This window comes from Desulfocurvus sp. DL1XJH-121, from assembly GCF_054819825.1.
The window spans coordinates 60031-75546 of record NZ_JBTVWW010000004.1 but is presented as its reverse complement, the minus strand read 5'-3'; the positions used below and the strand labels follow the sequence as shown (position 1 = coordinate 75546).

16 protein-coding genes are annotated in these 15516 nt (G+C 64.9%); 1 reads left to right on the top strand and 15 read right to left on the bottom strand.

Features of this window, described 5'->3' with window-relative positions:
* Positions 1-57 precede the first annotated feature (57 nt).
* Both ACYYG1_RS04310 and ACYYG1_RS04305 read right to left on the bottom strand, forming a co-directional pair.
* Positions 58-663: a hypothetical protein gene (locus ACYYG1_RS04310; RefSeq protein WP_461209052.1), complete on the bottom strand. Its 606-nt coding sequence runs from the start codon at positions 661-663 to the stop codon at positions 58-60.
* 100 nt (positions 664-763) lie between these two features.
* The gene (locus tag ACYYG1_RS04305) at positions 764-1903 is read right to left on the bottom strand and encodes a sulfite exporter TauE/SafE family protein (RefSeq protein ID WP_461209051.1); all 1140 of its coding nucleotides are present in this window, start codon (positions 1901-1903) and stop codon (positions 764-766) included.
* 355 nt (positions 1904-2258) lie between these two features.
* Between ACYYG1_RS04305 and ACYYG1_RS04300 the strand changes: the two genes are divergently transcribed.
* A complete protein-coding gene (locus tag ACYYG1_RS04300; protein WP_461209050.1) occupies positions 2259-3044 on the top strand; it encodes a DUF169 domain-containing protein in 786 nt (261 codons plus the stop codon).
* A 203-nt stretch (positions 3045-3247) separates the two neighbouring features.
* Here ACYYG1_RS04300 and ACYYG1_RS04295 read toward each other — a convergent pair whose 3' ends face one another.
* From ACYYG1_RS04295 to ACYYG1_RS04235, 13 genes are all read right to left on the bottom strand, one after another.
* Positions 3248-4678: an NADH-quinone oxidoreductase subunit N gene (locus ACYYG1_RS04295; RefSeq protein WP_461209049.1), complete on the bottom strand. Its 1431-nt coding sequence runs from the start codon at positions 4676-4678 to the stop codon at positions 3248-3250.
* A 34-nt stretch (positions 4679-4712) separates the two neighbouring features.
* Positions 4713-6260, bottom strand: a complete 1548-nt coding sequence (locus ACYYG1_RS04290) for a complex I subunit 4 family protein (protein WP_461209048.1) — start codon at positions 6258-6260, stop codon at positions 4713-4715.
* 24 nt (positions 6261-6284) lie between these two features.
* Positions 6285-8171, bottom strand: coding sequence for a Na(+)/H(+) antiporter subunit D (locus tag ACYYG1_RS04285; RefSeq protein WP_461209047.1), 1887 nt, complete (start codon positions 8169-8171; stop codon positions 6285-6287).
* Positions 8155-8394, bottom strand: a complete 240-nt coding sequence (locus tag ACYYG1_RS04280; RefSeq protein ID WP_461209046.1) for a hypothetical protein — start codon at positions 8392-8394, stop codon at positions 8155-8157. The genes ACYYG1_RS04285 and ACYYG1_RS04280 overlap by 17 nt, the downstream gene beginning before the upstream one ends.
* Before the next feature lie 24 nt (positions 8395-8418).
* Positions 8419-9912, bottom strand: a complete 1494-nt coding sequence (locus ACYYG1_RS04275; RefSeq protein ID WP_461209045.1) for a monovalent cation/H+ antiporter subunit D family protein — start codon at positions 9910-9912, stop codon at positions 8419-8421.
* A gap of 3 nt (positions 9913-9915) precedes the next feature.
* On the bottom strand, positions 9916-10224 hold the full coding sequence (gene nuoK, locus ACYYG1_RS04270; RefSeq protein ID WP_461209044.1) for an NADH-quinone oxidoreductase subunit NuoK: 309 nt from the start codon (positions 10222-10224) through the stop codon (positions 9916-9918).
* Positions 10221-10736 carry an NADH-quinone oxidoreductase subunit J family protein gene (locus ACYYG1_RS04265; protein ID WP_461209043.1) on the bottom strand — a complete coding sequence of 172 codons (516 nt, stop codon included), beginning with the start codon at positions 10734-10736 and terminating at the stop codon, positions 10221-10223. The genes nuoK and ACYYG1_RS04265 overlap by 4 nt, the downstream gene beginning before the upstream one ends.
* Positions 10737-10794: 58 nt before the next feature.
* Positions 10795-11412, bottom strand: a complete 618-nt coding sequence (locus ACYYG1_RS04260) for a 4Fe-4S dicluster domain-containing protein (RefSeq protein WP_461209042.1) — start codon at positions 11410-11412, stop codon at positions 10795-10797.
* Positions 11413-11436: 24 nt separating this feature from the next.
* The gene (gene nuoH, locus ACYYG1_RS04255) at positions 11437-12450 is read right to left on the bottom strand and encodes an NADH-quinone oxidoreductase subunit NuoH (protein ID WP_461209041.1); all 1014 of its coding nucleotides are present in this window, start codon (positions 12448-12450) and stop codon (positions 11437-11439) included.
* Positions 12447-13613, bottom strand: coding sequence for an NADH-quinone oxidoreductase subunit D (locus tag ACYYG1_RS04250; RefSeq protein WP_461209040.1), 1167 nt, complete (start codon positions 13611-13613; stop codon positions 12447-12449). Before ACYYG1_RS04250 ends, nuoH begins: the two co-directional genes overlap by 4 nt.
* A gap of 63 nt (positions 13614-13676) precedes the next feature.
* The gene (locus ACYYG1_RS04245) at positions 13677-14300 is read right to left on the bottom strand and encodes an NADH-quinone oxidoreductase subunit C (RefSeq protein ID WP_461209039.1); all 624 of its coding nucleotides are present in this window, start codon (positions 14298-14300) and stop codon (positions 13677-13679) included.
* A gap of 15 nt (positions 14301-14315) precedes the next feature.
* Complete coding sequence (locus ACYYG1_RS04240) at positions 14316-14840, bottom strand: NADH-quinone oxidoreductase subunit B (protein ID WP_461209038.1); 525 nt, start codon at positions 14838-14840, stop codon at positions 14316-14318.
* Positions 14816-15199, bottom strand: a complete 384-nt coding sequence (locus ACYYG1_RS04235) for an NADH-quinone oxidoreductase subunit A (protein ID WP_461209037.1) — start codon at positions 15197-15199, stop codon at positions 14816-14818. The genes ACYYG1_RS04240 and ACYYG1_RS04235 overlap by 25 nt, the downstream gene beginning before the upstream one ends.
* Positions 15200-15516: the final 317 nt, after the last annotated feature.

Sequence of the window (15516 nt, the reverse complement as noted above, 5' to 3'; positions counted from 1 at the left end):
CGGCGGGCGGGCACTACCGACCTCAACCTATCCCAACATCCAACGCCCCACCCCCCCCTACAATGCCTGCTTCCCCGACTTCCCGTCCTGCACCAGATCCCCCCATGTCATGAGCTCCTCGCCCGCGTACTCGTTGGCCAGCACCGCGCGGCGGATGCGCCCGAACACGGGCAGATGCGGCTTGGCCTTGGCAAAGCCGAAACGCACCACGATATACAAGGGAATGAACAGAAAATTCACGCCCACGGTAAACGCGGTGAACGGCACGGGGAACTCGATGGCCCCGTAGCGGAAGGCCAGCCAGCTCAGGGCGAAGGCCACGGGCCAGACGCTGGCGGCGAACAGGGCCAGCCCCGAGAAGAAACTTTGACCGAAGGCCTCGTTGGCCAGGCTGTTGCAGGCCTTGTAGCTGGCCTTGTCCTGGCGGGCCAGGGCGCGGATGGAGTTGTTGTTATTGACCGTCATCTCGTGTGCGATGCGCGCGAAGTGCCTACGGTTGGCGAAGTAGGCCCCGGCCATGCACAGCTCCCCCACCACCGTGAGCGCCAGCGCCAGTAGCACGAGGCCGACGAAGAACGCGGCCATGGGGTGCAGGGGCAGCCTGAACAGCCAAATGAACAGCGCGTCCAGGGCCTGATTGAGCTCCAGAATGCTTCCGGTCACGAGGGTCTCCGTCCTGAGCTGCGGAAGGCGCGTCCTTCCGGTTGCGGTTGGCGGGAACCCGGGGCCGGGCCGCGCCCGGCCCCGGGGTTCGTTCAGTCGCCTAGAAGGGCGGCACCAGGCTGTAGCCCAGGAAGCCCTTGGACATGTAGCGGATGCCCACGTAGAAGGCCAAGACCACGAAGATGATCTTCAGGACCCTGTCCGGGATGTACTTGGACGTCCTCGGCCCGATAGTGGAGCCGATGACGATGCCGATGAGTTCCATGCCGATGAGGCCCCACTCCACGGGGGTTCCCTTGAGCATCATGTACGAGGCGATGGAGTTGACCATGCCGACGAACACAGCCATGGCCGAGGTTCCGGCCACCAGGTACATGGGCAGGCCCGCCACGGAGGTCAAAAACGGCACCAGCAGGAAACCGCCGCCCACGCCCAGGAAGGACGCCAGGGCCGCGATGAAGAAGCCGCCCACCACGGGGATGACGGGGTTGAAGTGGAATTCCACGCCGAAGAAGGTGAACTCGCAGCGGGTGGGGGTGAAAGTCTTGATCTTCACGCCCTGGGCGGCGAGGTCCACGTTGCCGGCCTTGACGCTGTCCTGGAAGGCCTTGGCCGCGGCGTTGGCTTCCTTCTTCTTTTCGCGGGCCCCGGGGGTCAGCTCGTAGAGCAGGTAGCAGCCCAGGAAGATGACGAACATGCCGAAGTAGCCCAGGTAGGCCTTGAGGCTGATCTTGCCCGCCGTGAGCCAGGGCACCAGCCAGGAGCCGGACACCGAGCCGATGGCCAGGGCGATGCCCAGGGGCAGCACCAGGCGGCCGGCCTTGTAGTAGTTGAACGTGGACAGGGCGGCGGAGCAGCCCACCAGCCATTGGTTGGACACGCGGATGGAATCCGTGACCACCTTGTTCAACTTCAGGCCCTTGCCGAAGCCCTTGGCGTAGTCGCCCAGGCCGTAGATGGTGATGTGGCCCACGCCGGCCATGATGCCGCCGAAGGCGCCCACGGTGGAGAATATCCAGCCCACCCAGATGGCCCAGACCAGCCCCAGCCATACGGACAGCTGCGGAGCGCCGGGGATGCCCAGATAGCCGGGCTCTGACCCTGCCGCGAGCTTCCCGGCCTCGGTGGCCTCCTGGATGGCGACCGTCAGCCTGTCGGCCCAGGCGGCCTCGCCGGAGAGCAGCACCAGGCCGATGACGGCCAAGGCGACCCAGAGAGTGCGGTTTGTGTTCGACACCATACAACCTCCTGTGAAGTATGAAGGAATTTATCCCTGCCCAAGCCCGGACAGGGATCCGGGACCCGGGCGCATGCGCCCCGCACAGGGCGTACGTCTCCAGTATGGACAGTCTACGGCAGGAGGAATCCGGCGCGCTTCACAAATTCAGAGTTTGTGAAATAAATAATTTGTGCTGGTGATATATTTACTGTCCAGAGGCCTGTACGTACAAGAGGCCTCTCCTTCCCATACCCTATTTCCGGGGTCGTGGAAACATGCAGTCGCATTTTTTCTCGCCGGGACCAAAACCAGGGGCAAAAACGCGGGCCCGCGTCCGCGTTCTGCGCACCATCGACGCCTTTCACTGGAGGACCACATGCGGAAACCGACCTACGCCGAAATGCAGAAGACCTTGATGCGGGAGCTGCGGCTCTACCACTACCCCATTGCAGTCAAATACTTCTTCGACCAGGCCGAGCTGAAGGAATTCGAGGACACGGCGGACCACTACCGCCCGGTGAAGCCCATGACCTTCTGCCAATGGGAGATCGCCGCGCGCATGAAGGGCCAGACCGTGCTGGGATTCAAGGAGGACATGGGCTGTTCCAACGCCAGCTACGCCCTGGGCTGGAGCCCGTTTTCCGAGGCCGAGGTCAAGAGCCACGCCAAATATGCCAAGGACATGGCCCAGGCCGAGCGGTTCCTGCGCTCCAAGCCGCGCCTGGAAGAGGGAAAGCTCCTGGCCGTGGCGGTTTCACCCCTGGCGGACACGCACTTCCCCCCGGACACGGTGCACTTCTACTGCGACAACATGCAGGCCTACCACCTGGCCGTGGACTACATGGCGGCCATGGACATCCACCCGCTGAGGACCAACGTGACCATGAACTCCTCGGCCTGCGCGGGCAACGTGTACAGCTATCTGGAGAAGACGGCCAACATGCTTCCGGCCTGCTCGGGCAGCTACAACGCGGGCAAGACCGAGCGCGGCGAGATCAACTTCATCATCCCGGGCGAGCACATCGGCGCCACCATTGAGCGCCTGCTGGAGCGCATCGAACAGGGCAGCAGCTCCATCACCAAGCCCGGCGACGGCTTCCCGGGCCAGGACGTGTGCAAGAACTGTCCGCTCATTATCTTCAAGAAGGCCAAAACAAGCTGAAGCCGTCGACGATAGCCCAAACAAAAGGCCGCCCCTCGGGGCGGCCTTTTGTTTGCTCACTTTTTAGAGCGGCAAAACGCAGGCCGTTCAAAAATAGTGAGATGCAAGGCGCAAGGAAAATTCAAGACCGAAGCGTACTCCCCGTACGTGAGGGTTTGAATTTTCCGCAGCAACGCCGCAGATCGCTGTTTTTCAACGGTCTGCTAGGGAAGCAACTGCGAACCCGCGATCTGCGCGAAGTCGAAGACCGGGCCGGGAACCGCGCCCAGGAGCAGGATCACGATGGCCAGCACCGTGCCCCAGGCGATGTTCATGCCGCCCACGTTCATGGGCCGGAGCTGGCGCTTGTCCACAGGGTCCACGGTGTAGGCGTGGCGCACCAGGCCCAGGTAGTAGTAGATGGCTATGGCCGTGTTCACGGCCGCGATGATCACGAACCAGTTGTAGCCGTGGTCCCAGGCGCTGGTCAGCAGGAACAGCTTGCCGATGAACCCGGCCGTCGGGGGCAGGCCCACCAGGGCGAAGGCCGCCACGGCCAGGACCATGGCCATGTACGGGGCCCGCTTGTACAGGCCGTCCAGGTCGTCCAGGGTGATGTTCTCGCCCTTGGGCGCGATGCGGCAGATGACCCAGAAGCAGGTCAGGTTCATAAGGATGTAGACCAGGCTATAGAACGCGGCCGCGGCCAGGCCCTGGGACGTGCCCGCCACCAGGCCGAGCATCACGTAGCCCGCGTGGGACACGCTGGAATAGCCCAGGATGCGCTTCACGTCGCGCTGGGCCAGGGCCGAAAGGTTTCCGAGGGTCATGGACACGGCCCCGAGCACCGCGAAGATCATGGTCACCTCGGCCCCGGGGGTCAGCACCGCGGCCAGGCGCACCAGAATGACCACCGCGCCCAGCTTGGGCAGGGTCGCCACGTAGGCCGCGGTCTCGTTGCTCGCGCCCTGGTACACGTCCGGGCACCAGAAGTGGAACGGGAACAGGGCCAGCTTGTAGAACATGCCCGCCAGGAACAGGGACAGGCCGATGACGGCCATGGGGTTCGTGGCGAAGGACCAGTCCAGCCCGGACAGGGCCCCGATGTAGCTGGTGTGCTGGGACGAGAGGATGAAGGCCAGCCCGTACAGGGACACGGCCGTGGCCACGGCGCCGAACAGGATGTACTTGATGCCCGCCTCGGCGGCGGTCCTGTCCTTGGCCCGCACGGGGATGATGGCGTACAGGGCGTAGGAGGAAATCTCCAGGGCCACGTAGACCGTGATCAGCTCCACGGCCGAGGACAGAAATTGCAGGCCCAGGGCGGAAAAGGCCAGGAACAGGTAGTAGTCCGTGCCGTTTTCCTTGTCCAAGGTGGGCTGCTTCAGGGCGTTCAGGGTGGCGATGAAGAAGCCCACGGCGATGGCCAGCTTGAAGAACTGGGAGAGCATGTCGATCTTGTAAGCGGCGTGGAACAGCATGCCGTCGGCGGTCAGGCTCGCGCCCGCCACCACGATGCCCAGGGCTCCCGCCAGAGGGACCCAGAACCCGTCGTTGGCCAGGACCTTGGACTTGCTGATGCTCTGGAAGAAGAGCACCAGCACCACCGCGATCTGGTACAGTTCGGGCAGGAATAAATCAGGACGGATGGACACGTGCGTTTCTCCTGTCGTTCAAATGATGTTCCGCCTACTTCTCCGCCAGGACGCCGGACAGGGCCACAGCGTGGTCGGCGAGCGTCCTGTTCTCCATCCGCACCTGGGCCACGTCGCTGTGGAAGCCCTTGAGCAGGTGGTCGATGGAGGGGTCGATGACCTTCATGCACAGGGTCGGGGCCAGCCCGATGTAGAACACCAGGAAGGCCAGGGGCGCGAGGTAGACCCATTCGCGGACGTTCAGGTCGTACCAGTGGCCGTGCCCCCCGGCGGGCGAAGCGGGCTCGCCCCAGGCCAGCTTGAGGCCCAGGCGCAGCATGTAGGCCGCCGCGATCATGGCCCCGGGGATGGACAGGGCCCCCACCCAGGGATCGAAGCGGAACACGCCGAAGAGCACCAGGGCCTCGCCCACGAAGCTGTTGGTGCCCGGGAACCCGAAGCTGGACAGGGCGAAGAGCCCGAAGAACCCCATGTACGCGGGCAGGTATTTGCCCAGGCCGAGGTTGTCCACGATCTCGCGGCTGTGGCTGCGCTCGTAGACGGCGCCCACGAGCATGAACAGCGCGCCCGTGGTGATGCCGTGGTTGAGCATCTGCATGATGGCGCCTTCCACGCCGCGCATGTTGAAGATGAAGATGCCCAGAGTGACGAAGCCCATATGGCCCACGGACGAGTAGGCGATCAGCTTCTTCATGTCGCTCTGGCCCAGGGCCGTGAGCCCGCCGTAGATGATGGACGCGATGGAGATGGCGATCATCAGCGGCGCGAAGTACTGGCTGGCCAGGGGCGTGATGGGCAGGCAGAAGCGCAGGAACCCGTAGGTGCCCATCTTCAACAGGATGGACGCCAGGTACACGGACCCGGCGGCCGGGGCCTGCACATGGGCGGCCGGAAGCCAGGTGTGGAACGGGAACATGGGCACCTTGATGGCGAAGGCCAGGGCCATGGCCCCGAAGACCCAGCACTGGAAGCTGAATCCGTAGCCCCGGTGCATGAGCTCGGGGATGGAGAAGGTCCCGGTCTGGTAGTACAGGGCGATGATGGCCACCAGGAGCAGCGTGGACCCGGCCAGGGTGTAGAGGAAGAACTTGATGGACGCGTAGCGCCGCTCGGGCCCGCCCCAGACCGCGATGAGCAGGTACATGGGCACGAGCATGGCTTCCCAGAACACGTAGAAGAGCACGAAGTCCAGGGCCACGAACACGCCCACGCAGGCCGAGGTCATGAGCAGCAGGCAGACGTGGAACTCCTTGATGCGCTTGGAGATGTACGTCCAGGAGCACAGGGTGCACAGGGGCAGGAGGATGACGGTCAGCATGACCATGAACAGGCTGATGCCGTCCAGCCCCAGGAAGTAGGTCAGCCCCCAGTCGGGCACCCAGGGAGCCTGCTCCACGAACTGCATGGAGGCGGTGCCCAGCTCGAAGGTCAGGAGCGGGATGGCCAGGAGCATCTCGCACAAACCGATGACCAGGGTGTACAACCGGATCATCTTCTCCGTCTTGTAGAAGACCAGCGGCAGGGCCGCGGCCAGGGGGAAGAAGATGAGGGTCGTGAGAACCGGATAGCCTGCGTCGAACATATGGTACGCTCCCTTCGTCTCGGCTTACGCCACAAACCAGATGAGGGCGAATATGCCAAGCCCCAGGACCGCCGCCAGGGCGAGATAATCCTGAAGCATGCCAGTCTGGGCCTTGGCCGTGATGCGGCCGATGCCGCGCACCGTGTAGGCGCTGCCGTCAACCACCCCGTCGATGCCCTTGCGGTCGAAGGTGCTGGCCCCGGAGGCCATCTGCAGCAGCCCGCGCAGGCCCACCACGCGGTAGACCGTGGTCCACACCGCGTCGGCGGCGGCCAGGGGGGTGCAGATGACCCAGCGCACCAGGTTGCCGAAGAACCGGTACAGCCAGTCGAAGTCCAGGTTGCGCGAGGGGTGCGGCACGATGATCTTGCGCATGTGGTAGAAGGCGATGCCCGTGAAGCCGAGCATCAGGAACGCGGCCAGGGCCTTGTCCCAGGTCAGCGGGTCGAAGCCCACGGGCAGGGACACCAGGTCCGCGCTGGGCAGCACCTGCTGGAAGGCGTGGGCCGCGCCGTGCGCCGCCTCGGCCGCATGCCCCGCGGCCTCGTTGGCGAAAGGCAGGAGCTTGTACAGGAGCGCGTTGGGGAACAGGCCCTGCAGCAGGCACAGGCCGCTGCCCATGAACATGGCGATGTACATGTTCACGGGGATGGGCTTGATCTCGCGCGTCTTGTCCACGGGCTTGCCGCCCCAGAAGGCGAAGTACGGCAGCTTGATGCCCACCGAGAGGAACGTGCCCACGGCCGCCACCTCCAGGCCCAGGGCCAGCCAGGTGTGGTAGGACAGGTGCGTGGCCGTGGCCGCGCCCGCGATGGTCATGGTCTTGGACACGAAGCCGTTGAACAGCGGCATGCCCGAGATGGAAAGCCCCGCCACCACGTAGCAGATCATGACCCAGGGCATGCGCGCCGCCAGCCCGCCCAGCTCCGAGAGCTTGGCCGTGCCGCAGGCGTAGAGCAGCGTGCCCGTGGTCATGAACAACAGGCCCTTGTAGAGGATGTGCGCGTAGGCGTGGGCGCAGGCACCGTTCATGGTCATGGCCGTTCCGATGCCCACTCCCGCCACCATGTACCCCACCTGGGACACGATGTGGTAGGACAGGATCCTGCGCGCGTTGTTCTCGATGGTCGCGTAGAAGACGCCGTACAGCGCCATGACCACGCCGGCCACGGCCAGGACCTCCCAGCCGCCGAAGGCGCGGGCCAGGACGTAGACCGCCGTCTTGGTGGTGAAGGCGCTCATGAACACCGAACCCGTGACCGTGCCCTCGGGGTAGGCGTCGGGCAGCCAGGCGTGCAGGGGCACCACCGCGGCGTTGACGCAGAACCCGAGGAGGATCAGCCAGTCATAGTACCGGGCGTGCAGGGGGTCGATGGTGGTGAAGGCGAAGTTGCCCACGTCCCCGTAGCGCAACAGCAGCCCCGCCAGGAGCAGCAGGCCGCCCAGGGTGTGGAAGGCGAAATAGCGGAAGCCCGCGCGGGTGCTGACGTCGTTCATGTTCAGCCAGACCAGGAAGGTCGAGGCCACGCTCATCAGCTCCCAGAAGATGAACAGGGTCAGGTAGTCGCCCGCGAACACGCAGCCGAATGCCCCGCCCACGTACAGGGAGGCGGCGATGTGCTGGTATTTCTCCTTCAGGTGCAGGGCGAACACGAACCCGATCAGCGCCTGGATGGCGAAGACGTGGGCGAAGATCACGGACAGCTTGTCCACGCGCCCCAGCGTCAGGTCGATGTCCAGGTAGCGGAACTGCAGATACGTCCCCGAGTCCATGCCCAGCACCGCTGCGATGGCCGCCACGGGCGGCACCAGGATCAGCCATTTCCAGCCCCGGGCCTGCCACATGGGCAGGAGCACGGCCACCAGGAGGAACCCCAGCGCGGGATGCAGGAAGCTACTTGTCTCGGTCATAGTAGTCCTCGGGCTTCTTGAGGATGGGGAAGACGATCTTCTTGAGCACGATGGTCATGGCCACCGCCAGGACCCAGCCGAAGGCCGCCCAGAACACGTACAGGGTGTCCAGTCCGAAGTGCGGATGGTGGTTGTGCACCAGGGCGCCGCCCACGGCCATGGCGATCATCACGCCGAAGAGCACGTTGCGCCAGGCCTTGGTCTTGGCGGTCTGCCATTCCAACCAGTTTCCTAACCTGTTCATCGCCTAGAACCCCCCGAACACGTTGATGAATTGGAAGAACGTATCAGGATACAGACCCAGGAACACGGAGATGGCCGCCGTGAGGCACAGCGGGATGACCATGGTCTTGGGGGCTTCGCTGACGTTCTCCACGTGCCCCTCCGGCGACGGCCGGCCGAAGAAGGCGTGGTAGGTGATGGGCGCGAAGTAGGCCACGTTCAAGATGGTGGAGGCCAGAAGCGCGCAGAGCAGCACCAGCCGGTGGATCTCCACCGCGCCGTTGACCATGTACCATTTGGACACGAAGCCGCAGACCGGCGGCACGCCGATCATGGACAGGGAGGCGATGGCGAAGGCCCCGAAGGTCCAGGGCATCTTCCAGCCGTAGCCGCCCATGAGGCTGATTTTCTTGTTGTGCGAGGCCACGTAGATGGCGCCCGCGCCCATGAACAGCGTGATCTTTGAGAAGGCGTGGTGCGCGATGTGCACCAGCCCGCCCTTCACTGCCAGGGGCGTGAGCATGCACACGCCGATGATGATGTAGGACAGCTGGCTGACCGTGGAATAGGCCAGCCGGGCCTTCAGGTCGTCCTTGGTCATGGCGATGAGCGACGCGGCCACGATGGTGAAGGCCGCGAGGTACGCCGTGGGGATGCCCAGGAACAGGGTGTCCATGGTCTGCACGCCGAAGCCCGAGAGCACCACGCGCGACACCGAGAACACGCCCGCCTTGACCACGGCCACCGCGTGCAGGAGGGCCGACACCGGGGTGGGCGCGACCATGGCCGAGGGCAGCCAGTTGTGGAAAGGCATCAGCGCGGCCTTGGCCAGGCCCGCGATGTACAGCACGTAGGTCACCTGGACCAGCACCGGATGCTGGGCCACCACCTGGGCCGGGAACATGCCCTGGACCATGTTGTTCAGGTTGAAGTCCAGGGTGCCGCAGAGCACGTAGGTCAACACCATGGCCGGGAGCAGGAAGAGCTTGGACGTGCCCATCAAGTACACGAAGTACTTGCGGGCCCCGCTGTAGGCCTCCGCGTCCTGGTGATGGGCCACCAGCGGGTAGGTGAACACGCTGATGACCTCGTAGAACAGGTACAGGGTGAAGACGTTGGCGCTCATGGCCACGCCCACGGCCCCGAAGATGGCCACGGCGAAGCAGAAATAGTAGCGGGTCTGGGCGTGCTCGTTGAGGCTTCTCATGTAGCCCACGTTGTAGAAGCTGACCCAGAACCAGAGGAAGGTGGCGATGAGCGCGAAGATCATGGTCAGCCCGTCGGCGCAGAGCTTGACGTAGATGCCCGGCAGGATGGTGAACAAGGTCAGGGTTTTGACCTCGCCCGCCAGCACGCCGGGGATGAAGCTCGCCACCCCCGCGAAGGCCAGGGCCGCCGCGATGACGGACACGGCCTCGCGCTGGTTCTGATCCCGCCGGAACACGTAGATCAAAAACGGCGCCACGAAGGTGACCGCCAGCGGGATGAGGAGCTGCAGGCTTTCTGTGTTCCCAGTCATGTCCTACCCCTTGAGTTCCGAGATTACTTCGGTTCCGCCGGAGCCGAATCGTTTCACCACCACCAGGATGATGGCCAGGACCAGGGTCGCCTCGGCGGCGGCCAGTCCCATGACCAGGAGCGTGGTCAGCTGCCCCAACACGGCCGAGGCCGCCGTGAGCTGGCCCGCGGCCACGATGGCCAGGCCCGCGCCGTTGAGCATCAGCTCCACGCAGATGAGCATGCCCACCAGGGTCTTGCGATGGATGATGCCGAACAGGCCGATGGCCAGGAGAAACACGGCCACAAGCTGATACAGGACGAGCGGTGTCATCTTCCCTTCCTCCTTTCCCAGCCCAGCAGGACCGCGCCCGCCATGGCGATGAGCAGCACTACGGAAATAAGCTCGAATGCCAGCACGAAGTCCTCCATCAGCCCCTTGCCGAGCAGCACCACGGGGATGTCCGAGGGCTGGCCCGAACTGGCCTGGGGCACGGTGAGGATCATGCCTCCCAGGACCAGCGCCGGCACCAGCGCGCCCAGGAGCGCGGGCACCAGCCTGCGGCCGAAGGGCGAGGCCTCGCCCTCGCGTTCCTCCGGGGCCTTGGTCAGCATCACGGCGAAGAAGATCAGGATGACCACAGCGCCCACGTAAATGAGCAGCTGCATGAAGGCCATGAGCGGGGCGCTCATCAGCAGGTACATGCCCGCCACCCCGAACAGGGTCAGGATCAGCCCCACCATGGCGCGCACCAGGCTCTTGGCGAGCACCGCCATGAACCCGCCGAACAGCACGGCCAGCGCGTACAAGGCGAACAGTATCTTGGCGACGACTAAGTATTCCATGGACAACCGGCCCTCGCTTCCGTGTTTCGCCCCAGGCGGGTTCCCGGGGCGTTTTGGACTATGCCTCCGCCGTCTCCGTGGCGGGTTCCTCGACCTTCTCGGCCTTCTTCTCGGGCTTGGCCTTCTTCTCCGGCGCCGGGGCCTTGGCGGCCCGTTCGCGCAGATCGGCCATCAGGTCGAACTCGAAATCCTTGCGGGACGTGCCCGCCAGGTAGACGTCCTTGGAGAACTCGATGGATTTCACCGGGCAGACCTCGGCGCAGGTGCCGCACAGGGAGCAGAGATTGTAGTCCAGGGTCCAGCGCGACGGGGTCTTGGGCGCCTTGGGCTTGGCCGGGGGCTCGCCCTCCACCGCGGACTCCTCCACCTTGGGCGGCTTGGTCTTGACCACCTTGATGCAGCCCGACGGGCAGCTGGTCACGCAGAGCATGCAGCAGATGCACTTGGGCACGGCCGGCTCCTTGGGCTTGCCCACGAGCTGGATGTGGCCCTTGTAGCCGGCCAGGCTGTCCGCGCCCACGGTTTCGCGCGGGTAGTGCACCGTGAGCTGCGGCTTGACGTAGTTGATCCCCGTGACCCTCAGGCCCACGATGAGGCTCCACTGCCGCTTCACGGTGTCCCAGACAGTCAGTTTCTTGCGCTTGAGCATAATCAGGTACCCCTGTTTCGTATCCAAGTCCGGCCCCTCGGGGCCCCGCGCCTACACCAGCTGCAGGTTCATGCCCACGATCTTGATCCAGGCCGCCGTGGCCAGGAGGTTCAGGACCGCCAGGGGGATGAGCCATTTCCAGGCGATGTTCAGCAGCTGGTCGAAGCGCACGCGCGGATAGGTCCACCTGAACCACATCATGATGAAGATCAGCGCGTAGACCTTGATCAGGAACCACCAGACCCCGTCCACGCCCGGGCCCTTCCAGCCGCCCAGGAACAGGGCCGTGGCCACGCCGCTGACCACGATCATGTTGGCGTATTCCGCCAGGAAGAACAGACCGAAGCCCATGCCCGAATACTCGGTGTGGAACCCGGCGGTGAGCTCGCTCTCGGCCTCGGGCAGGTCGAAGGGCGCGCGGTTGGTCTCGGCCACCGCGCAAGTGAAATAGATCAGGAAGGCGAAGGGCTGGGACGCGGCCAGCCACTCCCAGGGCCAGGAGCCCTGGAAGGCCACGATCCTGGAGAGGTTCATGCTGCCCGTCATCATGACCACGGCGAGCAGCGAGAGCAGCATGGGAATCTCGTAGGCCACGGACTGGGACACCGCGCGCGCGGCGCCGAGGAGCGACCACTTGTTGTTGGAGCTCCAGCCCGCCAGGCACAGGGAGAGCACGCCGATGCCGGCGAAGGCCAGGATGAGCAGGATGCCCAGGTTGACCTCCCAGGTCACCAGCCACTCGCCCCAGGGAATGGGCAACAGGGTCACGAAGACCGGCAGAAAGGCCAAAAACGGGGCCGCCCAGAACAGGATCTTGTCCGCGCCCTCGGGCACGAACAGCTGCTTGGCGATGAGCTTCACCGCGTCGGCCACGGTCTGCAGGATGCCGTGGGGGCCCACTTCGAAGGGCCCGGGGCGACGCTGGAAATGGCCCGCCACCTTGCGCTCCATCCAGACCAGGACCACGGCGTTGAGGCCCACGAACGCGGCCAGGCACACCAGCCCGATCACGATCTGCAACAGTTCCACGGGCGCGCCGCCCAAAGCTTTGCTCAGTTCGTTCATCGGTCAATCTCCGGGATAACCAGGTCCAGACTGCCCAGGATGGCCACGGCGTCCGCCAGGAGCGTGCCCCTGGCCAACTCGGCGAACAGGCTCAGGTTGCAGTAGCCCGGGGCCCTGAGCTTGATGCGGTAGGGGTTCTTGCCCCCGTCGCTGACCACGTGGATGCCGATCTTGCCGCGCGCGCCCTCGGTGGCCATGTAGACCTCGCCCTCGGGCGCCTTGTAGGTGGGCTTGGGGGCCTTGGCCGCGATGTACTTGCCCTCGGCCTTGTCGATGCCGTCCAGGGCCTGCTCGATGATGCGCAGGCTCTGCTCCATCTCGTCCATGCGCACCATGTAGCGGGCGAAGTTGTCGCCCTCCTGGTACACGGGGATGTCGAAGTCGAAGCGGTCGTAGATGGAATAGGTCTCGTCGCGGCGGCAGTCGTAGTCGATGCCCGAGCCGCGCGACACCGGGCCCGTGGCCCCGTAGCGCGCGCACATGTTGCGGTCGATGACCCCGATGTTCTCCACGCGGCCCCTGAGGATCACGTTGTCCGTGACCAGATCCTTGTACATGGGCCAGCGCTCGCGCTGGTACTTGACCCAGTCGCGGATGGATTCCAGCACCGCCGGGGACATGTCCTTCTGCACCCCGCCGAAGCGGTGGTAGCAGTAGGTCAGGCGCGACCCCGTGGGCTCCTGGAGGATGTCCATCATGATCTCGCGGTCCGCGAAGGCGTACATGATGGGCGTGAAGGCCCCGAGGTCCAGAAGGTAGGCCCCCCACCACAGCAGATGGGAGGAGATCCTGTTCATCTCCGTGGCGATGACCCGGATGTACTCGGCCCGCTCCGGGACCTCGATGCCCCCGAGCTTCTCCACGGCCATGACGTAGGTGTGGGCCCAGCCCATGGCGTGCAGGTAGTCCACCCGGCCCATGTTGGGCAGAAACTGCCAGAAGCTCTTGGTCTCGCCCATCTTCTCGTGCATGCGGTGGATGTAGCCGAGCACGGGCTCGGCGCGGCGGATGTATTCGCCGTCCAGCTCGCAGAGCACGCGCAGCACGCCGTGGGTGGACGGATGCTGCGGCCCCATGTTGATGACCATGGTGCTGTCGTCGGGCCCGCGTTCGAAGTGCCTGGCGTAGGCATCCCCAAAAATCTGATCGTCGGTGTTGAGCATGGCGCTTTCCCTTTTCGGCGTTCGGGTCCCGCGTCGGCCTGGGCCGCGCGGCGTGCCCAGCGGCTACTCGGCCTTGGCGGCCTCTTCCCCTTCCCCGTCCTCGACGGCTTCTGCAGCCGCGGCCTCTTCGGCTGCGGCGGCAGCGGCCTCGGCGGCTGCCTCGGCGGCGGCGCGATCGGCCTCAAGCTTGGCGGCCAGGGTCTCGCCCCAGGGACTGTCGTCGGCGCAGGCCCCGAGCTCCGTGAAGCGGAACAGGCCCAGCATGGGCTTGCGGTCCTTTTCGTCCTTGGCCAGGGGCTTCTCCAGCATGTCGTCGGGCAGGAGCAGACGCGAGGGGTTGGGGTTGCCCGTGAAGACCACGGGATAGAAGTCCATGCACTCCCGCTCGTGCCATTCCGCGCCGTGGTAGACGTCGGCGATGGAAGGCACCTTGGGGGTGGCCCTGTTGGCGACGACCCGGACGGTGATGCGCCCGGGCGTGTCGTAATGGTCGAAATGATAGAGGACCAGGTAGCCCTCCTCCACGTCGAGGCAGGTCACGTCCTCGAGGAAATAGCCCTGCTTGAGGAACCGCTTGGCCGCGGCCTTGATCCAGGCCGCATCCAGGAACACGCTGGCGGTCTCCCCGGTGACCTGGAAGTCGCACTGCGTGAAACAGACGGTGGGAAGGTCTTCGAGCCACTGCATATCCTGTCTCTCCTCCTAGCCCTGGTCCGGCTCGGGCCACCAGCGGCGGCCGGTGATCTTCTCCTGCAACTGGAACAGCCCCTCCAGCAGGCCCTCGGGCCTGGGCGGGCAGCCGGGAACGTACACGTCCACGGGGATCAGCTGGTCCACGCCCTCGACGATGCCGTACTGGCCCTTGAAGCGGAACGGGCCTCCGGAGATGGCGCAGTTGCCCATGGCGATGACGTACTTGGGCGCGGGCATCTGCTCGTAGAGCCTGACCACGGCCGGGGCCATCTTCTTGGACACGGTTCCGGCCACGATCATCAGGTCCGACTGGCGCGGGGACGGGCGGAAGACCTCGGCCCCGAAACGCGAAATGTCGAAGCGGGCCATGCCCACGGCCATCATCTCGATGGCGCAGCAGGCCAGGCCGAAGGTCATGGGCCACAGGGACATGGCCCGGCACACGTCCAGGGCCTTGCCCACGAGCTTCAGGTTGATCATGGGGTCCGACTGGCCGGTGACGGCCTCCCTTATTGCGAGATCTTGCGCGGCCATTCAAACACTCCCTTTTTCCAGAAGTACACGCAGCCCAGACCCAGCACCACGATGAAGATGGTGATCTTCACGAACGGCCACCAGCCCTCGGAGAAGGGATAGTAGGCCGCGGCCGGGAACAGGTAGAGGACGTCGACGTCGAAGGCCAGGAACAGGAGGGCGTAGATCCAGTAGTTGATGCCGAACCGGATCCAGGAGGTGGGGCCGTGCGGGGCCATGCCGCATTCGTACGGTTCGCCGTGGGCCCCTCCGCGATAGCGCGGGGCCAGCAGCACGGAGCCCGCGACCGGACCCGCCGCAAAACCCACGGCCACAAGCAGGGCCAACACAATGGCGAGGTTCAGCCAGGTAAAGACCATCTGCCTCTCCCTCCTTTGCGGGGTTGGAGCCGCCGCCGCGCGCATCGATCCGGGGGACCGGCCGCGAGGCTGCCCACATCAAGCCTGAAACACAGGCCTTTTTTTCCTTGGGATACTACTCCGAATCACATTTCCACACAAAGTGTCAAGTCGGGAAGACCAGAATACCCTCTGGGTCCGGGGGCCGCCTCATATCAATACTATCTGCATGAAGGCCCGCGGCACGAGGGAAAAGCGTTTTGCAGCCGCCTTTCATTCCAAAAAACGCAAACAGCATTTTTTTCGCGCACCACCGCACCCCCGGCCGGGGTCACAAC

Excerpts from the sequence above, each read along its gene's own strand:
- ACYYG1_RS04305 (WP_461209051.1), bottom strand. The coding sequence starts at position 1,903 with ATGGTGTCGAACACAAACCGCACTCTCTGGGTCGCCTTGGCCGTCATC.
- ACYYG1_RS04300 (WP_461209050.1), top strand. The coding sequence starts at position 2,259 with ATGCGGAAACCGACCTACGCCGAAATGCAGAAGACCTTGATGCGGGAG.
- ACYYG1_RS04290 (WP_461209048.1), bottom strand. The coding sequence starts at position 6,260 with ATGTTCGACGCAGGCTATCCGGTTCTCACGACCCTCATCTTCTTCCCC.
- ACYYG1_RS04285 (WP_461209047.1), bottom strand. The coding sequence starts at position 8,171 with ATGACCGAGACAAGTAGCTTCCTGCATCCCGCGCTGGGGTTCCTCCTG.
- ACYYG1_RS04275 (WP_461209045.1), bottom strand. The coding sequence starts at position 9,912 with ATGACTGGGAACACAGAAAGCCTGCAGCTCCTCATCCCGCTGGCGGTC.
- nuoK (WP_461209044.1), bottom strand. The coding sequence starts at position 10,224 with ATGACACCGCTCGTCCTGTATCAGCTTGTGGCCGTGTTTCTCCTGGCC.
- ACYYG1_RS04265 (WP_461209043.1), bottom strand. The coding sequence starts at position 10,736 with ATGGAATACTTAGTCGTCGCCAAGATACTGTTCGCCTTGTACGCGCTG.
- nuoH (WP_461209041.1), bottom strand. The coding sequence starts at position 12,450 with ATGAACGAACTGAGCAAAGCTTTGGGCGGCGCGCCCGTGGAACTGTTG.
- ACYYG1_RS04250 (WP_461209040.1), bottom strand. The coding sequence starts at position 13,613 with ATGCTCAACACCGACGATCAGATTTTTGGGGATGCCTACGCCAGGCAC.
- ACYYG1_RS04245 (WP_461209039.1), bottom strand. The coding sequence starts at position 14,300 with ATGCAGTGGCTCGAAGACCTTCCCACCGTCTGTTTCACGCAGTGCGAC.
- ACYYG1_RS04240 (WP_461209038.1), bottom strand. The coding sequence starts at position 14,840 with ATGGCCGCGCAAGATCTCGCAATAAGGGAGGCCGTCACCGGCCAGTCG.
- ACYYG1_RS04235 (WP_461209037.1), bottom strand. The coding sequence starts at position 15,199 with ATGGTCTTTACCTGGCTGAACCTCGCCATTGTGTTGGCCCTGCTTGTG.